This is a genomic window from Mesorhizobium hawassense (assembly GCF_003289945.1).
Classification (GTDB): Bacteria; Pseudomonadota; Alphaproteobacteria; order Rhizobiales; family Rhizobiaceae; genus Mesorhizobium; species Mesorhizobium hawassense.
This window is the reverse complement of record NZ_QMBP01000040.1, coordinates 1-17115: the sequence shown is the minus strand read 5'-3', so window position 1 is coordinate 17115 and position 17115 is coordinate 1. Positions and strand designations below refer to the sequence as shown.

18 protein-coding genes are annotated in these 17115 nt (G+C 63.1%); 16 read left to right on the top strand and 2 right to left on the bottom strand.

The annotated features are described in order from the left end of the window. Positions 1-186, bottom strand: a 186-nt coding sequence (locus tag DPM33_RS35105) for a helix-turn-helix domain-containing protein (RefSeq protein WP_167449087.1), incomplete at its 3' end; no start/stop codon positions are given. A gap of 284 nt (positions 187-470) precedes the next feature. Here DPM33_RS35105 and rpsB point away from each other — a divergent pair. Beyond that, entirely contained in the window at positions 471-1250 is a 780-nt protein-coding gene (rpsB, locus tag DPM33_RS35100; protein WP_112102130.1) for a 30S ribosomal protein S2, read from the top strand. Positions 1251-1371: 121 nt separating this feature from the next. Next, positions 1372-2292, top strand: a complete 921-nt coding sequence (tsf, locus tag DPM33_RS35095) for a translation elongation factor Ts (protein ID WP_112102128.1) — start codon at positions 1372-1374, stop codon at positions 2290-2292. A 54-nt stretch (positions 2293-2346) separates the two neighbouring features. On the opposite strand, the gene DPM33_RS35090 is transcribed toward tsf, so the two are convergent. Further along, a complete protein-coding gene (locus DPM33_RS35090) occupies positions 2347-3273 on the bottom strand; it encodes a LysR family transcriptional regulator (protein ID WP_112102126.1) in 927 nt (308 codons plus the stop codon). A gap of 114 nt (positions 3274-3387) precedes the next feature. Between DPM33_RS35090 and DPM33_RS35085 the strand changes: the two genes are divergently transcribed. The 14 genes from DPM33_RS35085 to lpxB all read left to right on the top strand — a co-directional run bounded on the left by DPM33_RS35085 (position 3388) and on the right by lpxB (position 17002). Beyond that, positions 3388-3816, top strand: coding sequence for a nuclear transport factor 2 family protein (locus DPM33_RS35085; protein ID WP_112102124.1), 429 nt, complete (start codon positions 3388-3390; stop codon positions 3814-3816). Positions 3817-3884: 68 nt separating this feature from the next. After that, positions 3885-4412 carry a nuclear transport factor 2 family protein gene (locus DPM33_RS35080; protein WP_112102122.1) on the top strand — a complete coding sequence of 176 codons (528 nt, stop codon included), beginning with the start codon at positions 3885-3887 and terminating at the stop codon, positions 4410-4412. 37 nt (positions 4413-4449) lie between these two features. After that, positions 4450-5559: an aldo/keto reductase gene (locus DPM33_RS35075; RefSeq protein WP_112102120.1), complete on the top strand. Its 1110-nt coding sequence runs from the start codon at positions 4450-4452 to the stop codon at positions 5557-5559. A gap of 168 nt (positions 5560-5727) precedes the next feature. Continuing rightward, positions 5728-6450 (top strand): UMP kinase, encoded by a 723-nt coding sequence (gene pyrH, locus DPM33_RS35070; protein ID WP_095765617.1) that lies wholly within the window; start codon positions 5728-5730, stop codon positions 6448-6450. Between the two features lie 89 nt (positions 6451-6539). Continuing rightward, a complete protein-coding gene (frr, locus tag DPM33_RS35065; protein ID WP_112102119.1) occupies positions 6540-7094 on the top strand; it encodes a ribosome recycling factor in 555 nt (184 codons plus the stop codon). Positions 7095-7124: 30 nt separating this feature from the next. Beyond that, complete coding sequence (locus DPM33_RS35060) at positions 7125-7844, top strand: isoprenyl transferase (protein WP_112102117.1); 720 nt, start codon at positions 7125-7127, stop codon at positions 7842-7844. A 12-nt stretch (positions 7845-7856) separates the two neighbouring features. Next, a complete protein-coding gene (locus DPM33_RS35055) occupies positions 7857-8672 on the top strand; it encodes a phosphatidate cytidylyltransferase (RefSeq protein ID WP_112102115.1) in 816 nt (271 codons plus the stop codon). Between the two features lie 97 nt (positions 8673-8769). Then, entirely contained in the window at positions 8770-9912 is a 1143-nt protein-coding gene (rseP, locus tag DPM33_RS35050; RefSeq protein WP_112102113.1) for an RIP metalloprotease RseP, read from the top strand. A gap of 218 nt (positions 9913-10130) precedes the next feature. Next, the gene (gene bamA / locus DPM33_RS35045; RefSeq protein ID WP_112102111.1) at positions 10131-12497 is read left to right on the top strand and encodes an outer membrane protein assembly factor BamA; all 2367 of its coding nucleotides are present in this window, start codon (positions 10131-10133) and stop codon (positions 12495-12497) included. A gap of 77 nt (positions 12498-12574) precedes the next feature. Further along, entirely contained in the window at positions 12575-13630 is a 1056-nt protein-coding gene (gene lpxD, locus DPM33_RS35040; RefSeq protein WP_112102109.1) for a UDP-3-O-(3-hydroxymyristoyl)glucosamine N-acyltransferase, read from the top strand. Next, the gene (fabZ, locus tag DPM33_RS35035) at positions 13623-14084 is read left to right on the top strand and encodes a 3-hydroxyacyl-ACP dehydratase FabZ (RefSeq protein WP_112102106.1); all 462 of its coding nucleotides are present in this window, start codon (positions 13623-13625) and stop codon (positions 14082-14084) included. Before lpxD ends, fabZ begins: the two co-directional genes overlap by 8 nt. 15 nt (positions 14085-14099) lie before the next feature. Beyond that, positions 14100-14936, top strand: coding sequence for an acyl-ACP--UDP-N-acetylglucosamine O-acyltransferase (gene lpxA / locus DPM33_RS35030; RefSeq protein WP_112102104.1), 837 nt, complete (start codon positions 14100-14102; stop codon positions 14934-14936). Continuing rightward, positions 14923-15825 (top strand): LpxI family protein, encoded by a 903-nt coding sequence (locus DPM33_RS35025; RefSeq protein WP_112102132.1) that lies wholly within the window; start codon positions 14923-14925, stop codon positions 15823-15825. Before lpxA ends, DPM33_RS35025 begins: the two co-directional genes overlap by 14 nt. Then, the gene (gene lpxB, locus DPM33_RS35020; RefSeq protein WP_112102102.1) at positions 15815-17002 is read left to right on the top strand and encodes a lipid-A-disaccharide synthase; all 1188 of its coding nucleotides are present in this window, start codon (positions 15815-15817) and stop codon (positions 17000-17002) included. The genes DPM33_RS35025 and lpxB overlap by 11 nt, the downstream gene beginning before the upstream one ends. Positions 17003-17115: the final 113 nt, after the last annotated feature.

Sequence of the window (17115 nt, the reverse complement as noted above, 5' to 3'; positions counted from 1 at the left end):
CGCAGGCACCCGACGCGTCGAAAGCTTGCCCAAACGCCGGTCCCTTAAGCCATCCTCCCCAGCCTCTTCGTAGCGGTCGCGATAACGCCGAAATTGCCGTTCCGACATGCCCAGTAGCTCACCAGCCTCCAGCATCGAAAGATCGCCGCCATTCCAGCGGCTTAAAACGTCCCGAAACTTCTGCATTCTCCGGTCCTGTAGCCATGCTGTCCGTCCCATCCCCAGTCTCCATTCGCTGGCGATAAAACCGGACAACTCGTGTGCTACCTAACCCGGACAACTCATGTGCTTACGACAGTTTTCCGGCGCCCGGCTTGCGTTTGTAGCGCTTCCCCTCTATATGCGCGCTCATTCCACACACGGACTTTGGTGTCTGCCCGGGAGAAATCCGGCTGAAACCTCCGGTGGCATCAGGACATCCCGTCCGAAATGCCTGTGTCCGTGGAGGCCAACCGGAAAGGAACTAAAGAATGGCTCTGCCAGATTACAGCATGCGTCAGCTTTTGGAAGCTGGCGTTCACTTCGGCCACCAGACCCACCGCTGGAATCCGAATATGGCGCCCTACATCTATGGCGCCCGCAACAACATCCATATCATCGACCTGTCGCAGACGGTGCCGCTGCTGCATCAGGCGCTCAAGCAGGTGTCCGACACCGTCGCCAAGGGCGGCCGCGTGCTGTTCGTCGGCACCAAGCGCCAGGCGTCCGACATCGTCGCCGACGCCGCGCAGCGTTCGGCCCAGTACTATGTCAACTCGCGTTGGCTGGGCGGCATGCTCACCAACTGGAAGACGATCTCGAACTCGATCCAGCGCCTGCGCAAGCTCGACGAGACGCTAGCCGGCGAGGCCCAGGGCCTCACCAAGAAGGAGCGCCTGAACCTCGACCGCGAGCGCGAGAAGCTCAACAAGGCGCTTGGCGGCATCAAGGACATGGGCTCGACGCCGGACCTGATGTTCGTCATCGACACCAACAAGGAAGCGATCGCCATCCTCGAGGCAAAGCGCCTCGGCATCCCGGTCGTGGCCATCATCGATTCGAACTGCGACCCGGACAAGATCGACTTCCCGATCCCCGGCAATGACGACGCGGCCCGCGCCATCCAGCTCTATTGCGACCTGATCGCCAAGGCGGCCATCGACGGCATCGCCCGTCAGCAGGGCGCGCTCGGCGTCGACATCGGCGCTTCGGCCGAGGCTCCGGTCGAGCCGGCGCTCGACGCTCCGGCAGCCGAGACTCCGGAAGCTTGATAACGAAGGCCGGTTCCGGCCTTCATCTTTCCAATAAATTGGCGCGCTAAAGCGCTTCTGCCGAGCGCATCACCCGAGTCCCGGTTGGTGCGTCGGCGCATTTTGAACCAAAGAGGCGACAATGAGCATTTCGGCTGCACAGGTCAAAGAACTCCGCGACTTGACCGGCGCGGGCATGATGGACTGCAAGGCGGCGTTGAACGAAACCAACGGCAATATGGAAGAGGCCGTCGACTGGCTGCGCAAGAAGGGTATCTCCAAGGCCGACAAGAAGGCCGGTCGTACTGCGGCAGAGGGCCTGATCGGCGTCGATGCCGGTGTTCGCGAAGCCGCGGTCGTCGAGGTCAATTCCGAGACCGACTTCGTCGCTCGCAACGCGGCTTTCCAGGAGATCGTTGCCAACGTCGCCAAGGTGGCACTCGCCTACGGCACAACCGAGGCCGTGGCTGCCGCCGAGTATCCCGGCTCCGACAAGTCGGTCACCGACACCATCAAGGATGCGGTTGGTACCATCGGCGAAAACATGGGCTTCCGTCGTTCGGCCAAGCTCACCGTGCCGCATGGCGCGGTGGCGACCTATGTCCACAATGCCGTTGCCGATGGCCTCGGCAAGCTCGGCGTGCTGGTCGCGATCGAGACCACGGGCAACGAGCATGCGGCCAACGCGTTCGCGCGTCAGGTTGCCATGCATGTCGCCGCCACCAGCCCGATGGCGTTGACGGCCGAAGAAATCGATCCGGCCGCTGTCGAGCGTGAGAAGGCGATCTTCGCCGACCAAGCGCGCCAGACCGGCAAGCCGGAAGCGATCATCGAGAAGATGGTCGAGGGCCGCCTGCGCAAGTTCTATGAAGAGGTGGTGCTCCTGAAGCAGGCCTTCGTGCTCAATCCCGACATCACCGTCGAGAAGGCGCTGAAGGATGCCGAGAAGGAGATCGGCGCTCCGGCAAAGATCACCGCTTACCTGCGCTTCGCGCTCGGCGAGGGCATCGAGAAGGAAACGACCGATTTCGCGGCGGAAGTCGCGGCCGCGGTCAAGAAATAGCTCTGATCCAAGGGGAACGCCCGGCGTCTCCCCTAAAGTGAAGAGCTTACGAGCTCAGGCAACTCGGCCGGGTGTCCGCATGGATTCCCGGCCGATTTCTTGTGCGGTGTCGATAAAAGCCCTCAGCTTCGGCGCCATCGACGCGCGGCGCGGGAAGTAGAGGAAGAGGCCCGGTTCCTCGATCGCCGTCTGCGGTAGGACCTGGGTAAGGCGGCCAGCGGCGAGATCGGCCCGTACCAGCGGCTCGAACACGTAGCAGAGGCCCACACCCTCCAGCGCCAGATCGATGGCGGCCAGCGAATCCGTGACGACGGCGGTGCCGCGCGCCTCCACCACGATATCCTTGCCGTTCTCGGTCAAGTCCCAACGGTAAAGCGCGCCTGAGTGAACCAGCCGGTAGCCGATGCAGTTGTGGTTGGCGAGATCGGCCACGTCGCGCGGACGCCCATGCTTTCCGATATAGGCGGGCGAGGCGACGATCACGGCTTTGAACGGCGGCGTCATCCTGACGGTGATCATATCCTGCGCGATCATTTCGCCCAGCCTGATGCCGGCATCGAAACCCTCGCCGACGATGTCGACCAGCCCCTGGTCGGTGAGCAACTCAATCGTCACATCCGGATAGCCCTCCGCCATCGCCGCGACCACGGCAGTCACTGCCAGCGGAACCGCAATGTTGGGGACGTTGATCCTGAGCAGGCCGGAAGGCCGGCCCTCGATGCCGCGGATGCGGTCCATCCGTTCGGCAATATCCTGTAGCGCTGGGGCCGCAGTCTCCACCAGCGCCTTGCCGGCTTCGGTCAGCGAAACACTTCGAGTCGTGCGGGCGAAGAGCGGCTGGCCAATGCGCTCTTCGACCAGCCGCACCGCATGGCTGACCGCAGACGGGCTCATGCCGAGTTCAGCCGCGGCGAGCGCAAAGCCGCCGCGCCGGGCCACGGCGACGATGACTGGCAGATGCGTGAGCAGATCGCGGTCCATTCATGAATGATATCGCATAGTCCATGCAGATCATGCAACCTTATCGGGCAAGCAAAAGAGGCGCATCTAAGGCGGCATCAACGGCGCGCATGAGCCAAAGCCCGGAGACCCACGATGACCGACCTTCACGCCAATCAGGCCCGCAACCTCGAGACGGTCCGCCGTTTCTTCGAGCTGATGCATCGCAAGGATATCGATGGCTGGAGTGAGCTCTGGGCGGAAAACGGCCGGATCATCGTCATCTATCCGCCGGCAGGATTTGGCGACAGCATAGACGGCAAGGCCGCGATCGTGGACGCCTTCAAAGGGTTGTTCGACAATTTCGAATCCTTCGAATCCGAGCTGACTGCCATCTATCCGGCGGCGGACTCTGAGGCCGTCGTGGTCGAATATCGCAACCGCGCCGTGATCAAAGGCGGCACCGAATATACCAACAGCAACATTGCGGTATTCCGTTTCGAAAACGGCTTGATCAGCGCCTATCACGACTATTTCGACCCGCGCCGGTTTCAGGTTGTGGTCGACGCGCTGGCGAAGCGCTGAAGGCAAACCCTCCCGCGCCGACAAATCATCCATCCGTTCGCAGAGCTATCCACACAAGGAGAAGAGACATGAACGTGTTGAGACATGCAACTTTTGCCGCAGGCATGGCGCTGGCGCCGGTCGATGCCGGCGGCGCCGAACCGGTCAGCTGGCAGGCGCTTGCGGACGAGCGCGCGGTGGTCCGCATCGCCGACGCCATCGACCTGGCCGTGGACGCGCAGGACTGGAAGCTCGCCCGCAGCTACTTCGCCGATCGCGTCACCGCCGATTTAAGCAGCCTGTCCGGCCAGCCCGCGGCCAACATTGCGTCCGACGAACTGATCGGCGCCTGGGCTGGCAACCTCAAGGGCAGCAAGACCAGCCTGCACCTGCGCACCAACCATCAGGTCGTGCTCGAGGCCGGTGCCGCAACGGTTCGCTCCAACGGCTATGCCTGGAACCGGATGGAAGGCAATGGCGACCCGCTCTGGGAGGTCTGGGGCACCTACGAGCACCACCTGATCCGCTCCGGCGCGGGCTGGAAGGTCGACGGCTTCACCTTCCGCATGACGCATGAGCGCGGCAATCCCTGGGTCAAGACGGCCCCCGGCCAATAACCGGCAGCAACCGTCAAATCAGGATTGGAAGACCACTATGAGCATGAGCTATTACACGCTTGGCAACAGCGGCCTGCGCGTCAGCCGGCAGGCGCTCGGCACCATGACCTTCGGCACCGAATGGGGCTGGGGAGCAGACAGGGACACCGCGCGCGCCATATTCGACGCCTACATCGAAGCCGGCGGCAACTTCTTCGATACGGCCGACCTCTACACCGGCGGCACCAGCGAGACCTGGCTCGGCGAATTCGTCGCCGAGCGCGGCCTGCGCGACAAGGCGGTGATCGCCACCAAATTCACCTTCAACTCGGACCCGGGCAACCCCAATGCCGGCGGCAATGGCCGCAAGAACATCATGCGGGCCGTCGATGCCTCGCTGAAGCGGCTCGGCACCGACTATATCGATCTTTACCTGCTGCATGTCTGGGACAGGATCACGCCGGCCGAGGAGGTGCTGCGCACGCTGGATGACCTGGTTCGCGCCGGCAAGGTGCGCCATGTCGGCCTTTCCGACGTGCCGGCCTGGTATGCCAGCCGCGCCCAGGCGGTCGCCGAATTGCGCGGTTACGAGCCGGTCTCGGCGCTTCAGCTCGAATATTCGCTGGCCGAACGCACGATCGAACATGAATACGTGCCGTTCGCCACGCATCACGGCGCCGGCATCATGGTGTGGAGCCCGCTCGCCAGCGGCCTGCTCAGCGGCAAGTACAGGCCGACGCAGGACGGCAATGCCGGCCGGCTCGACGGTTTCCGCAACACCACGCATCCCGGCTTCCAGAAATTCAACGACCACAACTGGGCGATCGTGGCGGAGCTCGAGAAGGTGGCAGCCGAGCTCGGCCGCAGCATGGCTCAGGTCGCGCTCAATTGGGTGGCGACGCAGCCCGGCATTGCCTCGGTCATCCTTGGAGCGACGAAACTCGCGCAGTTGCAGGACAATCTCGGCGCGCTCGATTTTTCGCTCTCCGCCGAGCTTCGCGAGCGGCTGGAAAAGGTCAGCGCCTCGCCGGCGCCGTTCCCGCATTCCTATTTCGGCTCCGATATCCAGGTCCGGGTGACCGGCGGCGCCGTGACCGGCGACAAGCCGTCCGGCTATTCGCCTCCAGTCATGATCGAAGGCAAGGCGGTCAGCATCTCAAGCAACTGATCAAGAAGGCGGCAGCTGACCGAAAAAGCCTGGAATTTTGCACGAGGGCGCGGCGTGACATCGCCGCGCCCTTCGTGTATCGGGTCAACCCGTCATGACAGCATCGCCGGATGAAGCGGGGGCGGGTTTTGCCTCCAAAATTGCCGTGCCGAGATTTCGAGGAATGAGATGACGGTGAAGCCCCTCTATCGACGTGTAGTGCTGAAAGCTTCCGGCGAAGCATTGATGGGCGAGCAGCATTTCGGCATCGACGTCTCGGTTGTCGACCGTATCGCCGCCGACATTGCCGAGGCGCGCGCGCTGGGAGTCGAAGTGGGCGTCGTCATCGGCGGCGGCAACATCTTCCGTGGCGTGGCCGTGGCCTCGAAGGGCGGCGACCGCGTCACCGGCGACCACATGGGCATGCTGGCCACCGTCATCAATTCGTTGGCACTGCGCACCTCGCTGAACAAGATCGGCGTCGATGCGGTCGTGCTTTCGGCCATCGCCATGCCGGAACTCTGCGAGAGTTTTTCCCAGCGCCAGGCAACCGCCTATATGAACCAGGGCAAGGTGGTCATCTTCGCCGGCGGCACAGGCAATCCGTTCTTCACCACCGATTCGGCCGCGGCCCTTCGCGCCGCGGAGATCGGCGCGGACGCGCTGTTCAAGGGCACGCAGGTCGATGGCGTCTATTCGGCCGACCCCAAGAAGGACCCGAACGCGGTCCGTTTCGACCGCATCAGCCACGCGGAAGTCATCAAACGCGGGCTTGCGATCATGGATACGGCAGCGATTGCACTTGCGCGCGAAAACAACATTCCGATAATCGTCTATTCGATCCACGAAAAAGGTGGTTTCGGCGACATTTTGAGGGGCGGCGGCCATTGCACGGTCGTCGCGGACAAATAATCGGGGCCCGGATCCGTTAAGCGACTACGGATCGCGGACGGGATAACGACACAATCAGTGAACCCGGTGAACGGGTCGAGGAGATGATCATGAGTGGCGAGTACGAAGACCTGAAGCGACGCATGGACGGGGCGATCGCCGCCTTCAAGCACGATCTGGCTTCGCTGCGCACCGGCCGGGCTTCCAGCAATCTGCTCGACGCCGTCCAGGTGCAGGCCTACGGCACGGCGATGCCGATCAACCAGGTGGCCAACGTATCGGTGCCGGAGCCGCGCATGATTTCGGTGTCGGTCTGGGACAAGTCGATGGTGAGCGCGGTCGATCGCGCCATCCGCGAAGCCAATCTGGGCTTCAACCCGATCGTCGACGGCACCACGCTCAGGATTCCGCTGCCGGAGCTCAACGAGCAGCGCCGCAAGGAACTGGTCAAGATCTCGCATGGCTATGCCGAGAACGCGCGCGTCGCGGTCCGCCATGTCCGCCGCGACGGCATGGATTTCCTCAAGAAGGCTGAGAAGGACGGCACCATCAGCGAGGACGATCAGCGCAAGCGGTCCGACCAGGTTCAGAAGCTGACCGACGAGATGATCAGCAGCATCGATCACCTGCTTTCCGATAAGGAAGCTGAAATCATGCAGGTTTAGGGTCGGGTTTTCCGGCTCGAAAGCGAGATCATGGCAACGCCCGCGCATGTCGCGATCATCATGGATGGAAATGGACGCTGGGCCAAGGCGCGCGGCCTGCCGCGCCTTGCCGGCCACCGCGCCGGCGTCGAGGCCTTGCGCAAGACTGTCCGCGCCGCGCCCGAACTCGGCATCTCCTACCTGACCGTCTACGCCTTTTCCTCGGAGAACTGGTCGCGGCCGAAATCCGAGGTCAGCGACCTTATGGGCCTGCTGAAACTCTTCATCCGCCGCGATCTTGCCGAACTGCATCAGAACGGCGTGCGGGTGAGGGTGATCGGCGACAAGCAGGGGCTGCAGCCCGACATCAGAGGCCTGCTGCAGGAGGCCGAATCGCTGACCGCCGGCAATGAGTCGCTGACGCTCATCATCGCCTTCAACTATGGCGGCCGCGACGAGATCGTGCGCACCGCCCGCAAACTGGCGGAGGCGGTCGCGCGCGGCGACATGGCGAGCGAGGCGATCACGGCGGAGAGCTTCGCCGCTTCGCTCGACACCCAGGGCATTCCTGACCCCGAGCTGGTGATCCGGACCAGCGGCGAGCTCAGGCTGTCGAACTTCCTTCTTTGGCAGGCCGCCTATAGCGAGCTCGTCTTCCTGCCTTGCTACTGGCCGGACTTCAGCCGGGAGCATCTGGCCGACGCCTTGCGCGACTTTGCCGGCCGCGAACGACGTTTCGGCGGGCTTGCCGCCCGCGATGTCGCGCTTTAGGCGCCGCCACGAATGAGCAACCTCCAGCAGCGCGTCATCTCGGCAGTCGTGATGGCGGCTCTGACGCTTGTGGTCACCTGGCTCGGCGGCTTGCCGTTTCGCCTGTTTTGCGGGGGAATCGCGGCGCTTATCTTCTATGAATGGACGCGCTTGTCGCGCCCCGGCAACGGCGCGGCACTCGGCTTCTTGCCGGAAGTGCTGGTTCTGGTCTTCATCGGCGCGCTGATCGCAGGCCTGCCGGCCTCATGGCTGCTGCTGCTTGTCGCGATCCTCGTGGCAGGTGCGGCCATCGCCACTCGCATCCGGGGGGCTGCGCCGTGGGAAGCCTCCGGCCTGGCCTACGCGGCTCTTTCAGGCTTTTCGCTCGCCTACCTCCGTGACGGCGACCATTCCGGCCTGATCGCCATTCTCTTCCTGTTCGCCGTGGTCTGGGCGACCGACATAGCCGCCTACTTCGTCGGCCGCGCGGTCGGCGGCCCGAAGCTTGCGCCGTCGATCTCGCCCGGCAAAACACAGAGCGGCGCGCTGGGCGGGGCGGTCGGCGGCGTTGTCGCGGGACTTTTGCTGGCAGTCGCGGCCGGCGCCGGCAATCTGGTCCAGCTTGGCCTTGTCGCGTTGGCGCTTTCGGTCGTTTCGCAGATCGGCGACCTGTTCGAATCATGGGTCAAGCGCCGGCACGGCGCCAAGGATTCGAGCAACCTCATTCCCGGCCATGGCGGCGTCATGGACAGAGTGGACGGGCTTGTCGCCGCCGCGTTGGCGCTGTACGTGATCGGCTGGGTCGCGGCGGGCGCCGAGCATCCGGCATTGGGGCTGTTTCCGAACTGAACGCGGTAAGGCGAAAAGCGGCACGAGCCACGGATTCGCCCGGATTGAGCCACAGTCGCGGGTGAGTGTCGCGCGGCGGCAAATTTGAGGGCATGACTTGAACGACATTTTCCACGCGCTCTTCAGCACGCAGGGCTTTGTCCTTGGCACGCTGGTGCCGTTTCTGTTCGTGCTGACCGTGGTCGTGTTCGTTCACGAGATGGGCCACTATCTCATCGGTCGCTGGTGCGGCATTGGCGTGAAGGCCTTTTCCATCGGCTTCGGCCCCGAGCTGTTCGGATTCAACGACCGCCACGGCACACGCTGGAAGCTGTGCGCCATTCCGCTCGGCGGTTACGTCAAATTCGTCGGCGACATGAACGCGACGTCGAGCCAGCCGAGCACCGAAGAGATCGAATCACTGACCGAAGCCGAGCGCGAGGTCGCGTTCCACACACAGCCGATCTGGAAACGCGCCGCCACCGTCGTTGCGGGGCCGCTGTTCAATTTCCTGCTGACGATTGCCGTGTTCGCGGTGCTGTTTTCCCTCTACGGCCGTCCAGTCCTTGAGCCGACCGTGGCCGAAGTCACCAAGGGCAGCCCGGCGGAGAAGGCCGGAATTCAGGCAGGCGACCGATTCGTCAAAGTCGACGGCAGCAAGGTGGAGACCTTCGCCGACGTGCAGCGGCTTGTTTCGGGCCGGGCAGGCGACGCCATCGCCTTCACCATGCTGCGCGACGGCAAGGAAATCGACGTTACGGCGACGCCGGAGCCCATGGAGCAGCAGGATGCGCTGGGCAACAAGGTCAAGATCGCGGTAATCGGCGTCGTCAACAATGCCGAGCTCGGCCAGCCGCGCCTGGTCTCCTATTCACCGGCCGGCGCCGTGGTGGCGGCAGTGGAGGAAACCGGGCACGTGATCCAGCGTACCGGCCAGTTCCTGCAGCGCTTTGCGCTTGGACGCGAGGATAAATGCCAACTCGGCGGTCCGATCAAAATCGCCAAGATGTCGGGTCAGGCGGCAAAGCTCGGTTTCGAGTGGCTGGTGCAGCTTGTTGCATTTCTGTCAGTCGGAATAGGATTCCTCAATCTCCTGCCGATTCCCCCTCTCGACGGCGGCCACCTCTTGTTTTACGGCGTGGAGGCCGTCATCAGGCGGCCCGTTTCGGAGCGAATGATGGAGATGGCCTATCGGACCGGGCTATTCCTGGTGCTCGGCTTCATGGGCTTCGTTTTTTGGAATGATCTGTTTGGGTGCTGAAATCATGAAGAAATTTGGCTTCAGTCCCGATCGCATTGAGATGCCGTTTACCATGCGTGGGGATATGCGTGACGCGAAAGCCACGCGGTACGGTTAAGTAAATACAAATTAACCGGGAGCCTTGCGTGTAGGGAAAATCCGGTTAATACGGTAAGGGAAAATACCGCACGTCCGGTTTTCTCGCCGTGGGGACTACGAGAAAAAGGTACAAAAGCCCGATGAAGGCAGCATCCAAGTTTCTGAGCGCCGCTTCCGCGGCGGCTTTGTCCGCCGCTCTGGTTCTGCCAGGCGCGCTCGCAGTGCAGTTCGCTGCAACGTCGGTGGCTGAGGCCGCGGTGATTTCGCGTGTCGAGGTCAGCGGCAACCAGCGCGTCGATGCCGAGACCATCCGCAATTACATTGCGATCAAGCCGGGCAAGCCTTTCTCCAGCTCCGATATCGACGATGCCGTCAAGGCGCTGTTCGGCACCGGGCTGTTCTCGGACGTTCAGATCAACCAGGTCGGTTCGAGCCTGGTGGTCAAGGTTTCCGAATACAAGGTCGTCAACCAGGTCCTGTTCCAGGGCAACAAGAAGATCAAGGACAACGCGCTTCAGATGGGTATCCAGCTGAAACCGCGCGCGACCTTCTCGCAGCAGGCGCTGGACGCCGACGTCGAGGCGGTCAAGGCGGCCTACAAGCGCATCGGTCGCGACGACGCCGCCGTGACCACGCAGATCATGGACCTCGGCGACAACCGCGTGAACGTGGTCTTCAACATCAACGAAGGCGGCCGCACTCAGATCGCGGCGATCAATTTCGTCGGCAACCACGCCTATTCCAGCCGCCGGCTGTCGGATGTCATCAACACCAAGCGCTCGTCCTGGCTGTCATTCGTGCTGCGCGACGACGTCTATGACGAGGACAAGCTGCGCGCCGACCAGGAGTTGCTGCGCCGCTTCTATTACAATCACGGCTATGCCGATTTCCAGGTCGTCTCGGCCGTCGGTGAGTTGGACGACGCCACCAACAAATACACGGTCACCATCACCGTGCAGGAAGGCGACCGCTACACGTTCGGTGACGTCAGCGTGGAAAGCACCATCCCTGAGGTCGACTCGAAGTCGCTGAATTCCGCGGTCGAAACCCACAAGGGCGATGTCTACAACGCCAAGGATGTCGAGAATTCGATCGTCGCTTTGACCGAGAAGGTCGCGGGCTCAGGCTATGCCTTCGCCCAGGTGACGCCGCGTGGCGACCGCAATTTCGAGAACCACACCATTTCGGTCGTCTACACCATCGACCAGGGCACCAAGGCCTATATCGAGCGCATCGAAATCCGCGGCAACGACCGCACGCGCGACTATGTCATCCGTCGTGAGTTCGATGTCAGCGAAGGCGACGCCTTCAACCAGGTTCTCATCCAGCGCGCGAAGAAGCGGCTGGATAACCTTGATTACTTCCAGTCAGTCGACATCTCGACGGTTCCAGGCTCGGCGCCTGACCAGGTCGTGCTCGTGGTCACGGTGGTCGAGAAGTCGACCGGCGAATTCTCGGTTGGCGCCGGCTATTCGACCGGTGGCGACACGCCCGGCCCTTCGGTCGAGGGTTCGGTCACCGAACGCAACTTCCTCGGCCGCGGCCAGTATATCAAGCTGTCGGCCGGCGGCGGCAAGCACTCGCGCGACTACAGCGTTTCCTTCACCGAGCCGTATTTCCTCGGCCGGCGCATCGCCGCGGGCTTCGACATCTACAAGTCGACGCGCGAGTATTCTCACTACGATAGCGACGTCACTGGCGCGACCGTTCGGTTCGGCTTGCCGATCACCGACAGTATCTCGACACAGCTGGCCTATAACATCTCCCAAGAGAAGTATTCTCTCGCGGACGGGTGCGTGGACGCCGGTGGGGCGTACGATCCGAGCAAATGCACCATTTCCACGGCGATTCTTAATGGCATTGCCGAAAGTCCGTGGCTCAAGTCTTCGGTCAGCGTCGGGTTGGTGTACAACACCATCGATGACATGAAGAATCCGCATGAGGGTCTGTACGTCACCGGCACGACAGAATTTGCCGGCCTTGGCGGGGATGCGAAGTGGGTGAAGGTCACAGGGCGCGCCAGCGTCTACCAGACCTTGTCGGAACAGCTTGACGTGGTTGGGTTGGTTTCGGGCGGTGCTGGCTATCTTGCGGCCTATGGCAGCAACGATCTGCGTGTCTTCGACTATTTCCAGAGCAACGACCGGATGATTCGCGGCTTCGAATATGGTGGCATCGGTCCGGTTGCCTCAGGAACCAGCGGCGACCATCTCGGTGGCACGACTTACTTCAATGCTTCGGCTGAAGCTCAGTTCCCGCTGCCGGCCATTCCGGAGAGCTTCGGATTGCGTGGCGCCGTCTTTGCGGATGCGGCGACGCTCTATGGCAATACGCTTACAGGCGTCGATTCGTCGTCAACCGGTATGAAGCTCCGCGCTTCTGTCGGTCTCGGCCTGATGTGGGCATCGCCGTTCGGTCCGATCCGTATCGACTATGCGATCCCGGTCAAGAAAGAGGCGAGCGACAACGTGCAGGAATTCAACTTCGGTATTGCGACCCGCTTCTAATTTCGTGGTCGCGAGTTTCCGGGCTGGCTGACGGCCCGGACTAGACTGATCCGACCCAGCTGGATATTGCTTCTGGAATGACCGATCCGGTGTTCTTCGCGCCTTCACGCCGGTATACGGCTGGTGAGGTCGCGAATCTGACCGGCGCCAGCCTGTCCGATTCTGCTCAGGCCGAAATTGCCATCGAGGCACTGGCTCCTGCCAATGAGGGTGGCAATGGCGCGCTCGTCTTTGTCGACGGCAAGCGCAATTTCGCGTTGATGCCGTCGCTCAGGGCGGCGGCGGTCCTGTGCCCCGCAGATTTTGCCAGCAAGGCGCCGCCGGGCATGGCGGTGCTGATGCATCCCCGCCCGCAACAGGCTTTCGCGATGGTCGGACGCCTGTTGTTTCCGCAGGCCGCGACCCCGGGACCGATGACCGGAGAAACCGGCATCTCGGCGCATGCATTTGTCGATCCATCCGCGCATATCGAGGAGGGGGCGATTGTCGAGGCGGGTGCCGTGATCGGTCCCGGCGCATCCGTCGGCAGCGGCACGGTCATTGCGCCCCACGCCGTTGTCGGCCGTTCCTGCCAGATCGGCCGCGACGGCTACATAGGTCCTGGCGCCAGCGTCCAATACGCGCTTCTCGGCAATCGCGTCATCATCCATGGCGGCGCGAGGATCGGCCAGGACGGTTTCGGTTTCGTCGGCGGCGCCAAGGGACCTGAACGCGTGCCGCAGATCGGCCGTGTCGTCATCCAGGACGATGTCGAGATCGGCTCAAATTCCACCGTCGACCGGGGCGCGATGTCGGATACCGTCATCGGCCAGGGCACCAAGATCGACAATCTGGTGCAGATCGCCCACAATGTTCGCATCGGCCGCAATTGCATTATAGCCGGGCTTTCGGGTATTTCCGGTTCCGTTGTCGTCGGCGACAACGTCACGATGGGTGGCGGTGTCGGCCTCGCCGATCATTTGACCATCGGACCAGGAGCCAAGCTTGCTGCGAGAAGCGGATTCATGAACAACGTGCCGGCAGGCGAGGTCTGGGGAGGTTACCCGGCGCAACCGATGGCGGAAGCTATGCGCGAGATAGCGATGCTGCGCAAGATGGCCAGGACGCGCAAGCAAGGCGACGGAAATGGCTGACATGGTGGCAACGACACTCGAGGCGGTCGACATCATGGGGCTGATGAAGCTCCTGCCGCACCGCTATCCGTTCCTGCTGATCGATCGCATCGTCGACATCGACGGTGACGAGTCCGCGGTCGGCATCAAGAATGTGACCATCAACGAGCCGCACTTCCAGGGCCATTTTCCCCAGCAGCCGGTCATGCCCGGCGTGCTCATCATCGAGGCCATGGCTCAGACCGCCGGCGCGATCTGCATTCGCAGCCTGAATACGGAAAAGCCGTCGCTGGTTTATTTCATGACCATCGACAACGCGAAATTCCGTAGACCGGTGGTTCCGGGCGATCAGCTCAGGATCCACGTCAAGAAGATCAAGAAGCGCGGCAACCTGTTGAAATTCGCCTGCGAGGCGATGGTTGATGGCGCGAAAGCCGCCGAAGCCGAGGTTTCGGCCATGATGGTTACCGGCTGACGGTTCGAAATGCTCATGAAAGTCCAGACATCCATTCATCCCTCCTCGGTCGTCGAGGAAGGTGCCCAGCTCGGCGAAGGCGTCCGCATCGGACCTTTCTGCCATGTCAGCGCCGATGCAATCATCGGCGACCGCGTCGAGCTGGTCAGCCATGTGTCGGTGATGGGCGCAACGACCATCGGCGCCGGGACGAAGGTCTATCCGATGGCCACGCTCGGGGCGCCGCCGCAGAACACCAAGCACAAGGGCGGCCGCACCACGTTGGTCATCGGCGCTAACTGCACCATTCGCGAAGGCGTCACAATGCATGTCGGCACCGATACCAGCCGTGGCGAAACGACTGTCGGCGACAACGGCAATTTCCTCGCCTATGCCCACATCGCCCATGATTGCGTCGTCGGCAAGAATGCCACCTTCGCCAACGGCGCGACGCTCGGCGGACACTGCGAGATCGGCGACAACGTCTATATCGGCGGCCTGAGCGCCGTGCATCAGTTCGTGCGCGTCGGCGACAACGCTTTCCTTGGCGGGTGCTCGGCTTTTGTCGGTGATGTCATTCCCTATGCCATTGCCGTCGGCAACCGGGCCAGCCTGCGCGGCTTGAACATCATCGGGCTCAAGCGCGCCGGCCTGCCGCGCTCCGAAATCTACCTGCTGCGCAAGGCTTACAGGGCGATCTTCGATCGCTCCCGCACGGTCGGCGAGAATGTCGAACTCGCCAAGGCCGAATTCGCCGGGTCGCCAACGGCCATGAAGATCATCGATTTCATCACCAGTCGCGGCAAGCGGCACTTTGCCGTCCCGTCGCTCAAGGGTGGCGGCGACGATGACGATGGCGATGACAAGGGCTGAGCCCGCGCCGCCGAGGCTCTCACTCGCGCCGGGCGCAAAAGTCGGCATCATCGCCGGTGGCGGCAGCCTGCCCGTCGAAGTCGCCGACGGTCTCGTCAAGCATGGTTTTGTGCCCTTCATCATCATCGCCGAGGGTGAGGTCGACCGCGAGGCGGACTTTGCGGCTTTCGATCAGGAAAAACTCGCGCTGGAAGATATCGGGCTGCTGTTTCCACTGTTGAAACGCCAGGGCATCACGCACCTCGTCCTTGCCGGCGAGATCAAGCGTAGGCCGCGGCTGAGCAAGATAAAGCCGACGCTCGGCCTGTTGGCGATAATTCCCTTGGTGGTCAGAGCCCTGCGGCGCGGCGATGACGGCCTGTTGAAGATGTTGACCCGAGCGCTCGAAACGCGCGGCATCAAGGTCGTCGGCGCCCACGAAGTCGTTCCGGAACTGACAGCCGGCGAAGGCGCGTTGACGGCGGCCGAGCCAAATCAGTCGGACTGGCGCGACATCGAGGCCGCGCGCAAGGCTGCCAAGGCCATCGGCGCGCTCGATATCGGCCAGGCGGCGATTGCGATCGGAGGTCGAGCCGTCGCGCTGGAAGGTATCGAGGGCACCGCCGGCCTGCTCGACAGAACGCGCGAATTGCGCGGCCACGGCAGGCTGGCCGGCAAGGCGCGCGGCGTGCTGGTCAAATGCGCCAAGCCGGGTCAGGAATTGCGTGCCGACCTGCCTTCCATCGGGCCGCAAACGATCGAGGCCGCCCATGCGGCAGGCCTTGCCGGCATCGCCGTCGAGGCCGGCCGTTCGCTCATTCTGGAAGGTCCGACCACGCTCGCGCGCGCCAACGCGCTTGGCCTGTTCATCGTCGGTCTTCCCTCTACGGAGCCGTCTGATGGCCGCTGACAAGCCGATCAGGCTCGCGATCGTCGCCGGCGAGGAATCCGGCGATCTGCTCGGCGCCGATATCGTGCGGGCGCTCGAACGCACGACCGGCCGCAGGGTTCAACTCGTCGGCATCGGCGGCAGGCACCTGCAGCAGCTGGGGATGACGCCGCTCTTCGACGGCAGCGAGATCGCATTGATGGGCTTCAGCGCGGTGTTGCGCGACCTGCCGCGGCTGATGCGCCGCATCAGCCAGACGGCGGCGGCCATCGCGGCCGAGCGGCCCGACTGCCTCGTCACCATCGACAGTCCGGATTTTTCGCTGCGCGTCGCCAAGAAGGTCCGCGCAGCGGCACCGACCATCCCGATCGTCCACTATGTCTGTCCAAGTGTGTGGGCCTGGCGGCCGGGCAGGGCGGTGGCGATGAAGCCCTATGTCGACCACATTCTCTGCATCCTGCCGTTCGAGGTGAAGGCGCTTGCTCGCCTTGGCGGGCCGCCAGGCACGTATGTCGGCCACCGGCTGACGCAGGATCCCGGCGTGCTCGGCGCCGCCAAGGCGCAGAGCCAGCCGCGCGACCTCGCCGACGACCGGGTCAAGACGGTGCTGGTGCTGCCGGGCTCGCGCCGCGGCGAAGTCCGCCGGCTGATGGAACCCTTCGGCAAGGCGATGTCGTCGCTGCGCCAGCGCGGCCATCGCCTGCGCCTGCTGTTGCCGACGGTGCCGCATGTCACTGAGCTGGTGAAGGCGTCGGTCGCGAGCTGGGACGACAAGCCGGAAATCATCACCGAGCCGGAGCGCAAATGGCAGGCCTTCGGTAAGGCCGACGCGGCATTGATCGCGTCGGGAACGGTCTCGCTCGAGTTGGCGCTGGCCGGCGTTCCGATGGTTTCCTGCTACAAGCTCGACCCGATCGCGCGCCAGCTTCTGCAGCACTTGGTGACGACATGGTCGGCGCTGCTGCCCAACCTGATTTCCGACCGCGCGCTGGTTCCGGAATTCTACGACCAGTATGTCCGTCCGGAGAACCTTGCCCGGCAGCTGGAAGCCTTGTTTGCCGACACCGGCATGCGCGCCTGGCAAAAGGCCGGCTTTGCCGAGATCGCCCGCCGCATGGCGACCGAGCGGCCCTCCGGCGAGATCGCCGCCGAGGTGGTGATGGGGTGTATCAGGAAGGCAGTAGGCAGTAGGCAGTAGGCAGTAGGCAGTAGGCAGTAGGCAGTAGGCAGTAGGCAGTAGGCAGTAGGCAGTAGGCAGTAGGCAGTAGGCAGTAGGCAGTAGGCACTCTCTTCTATTGCCTACTGCCTACT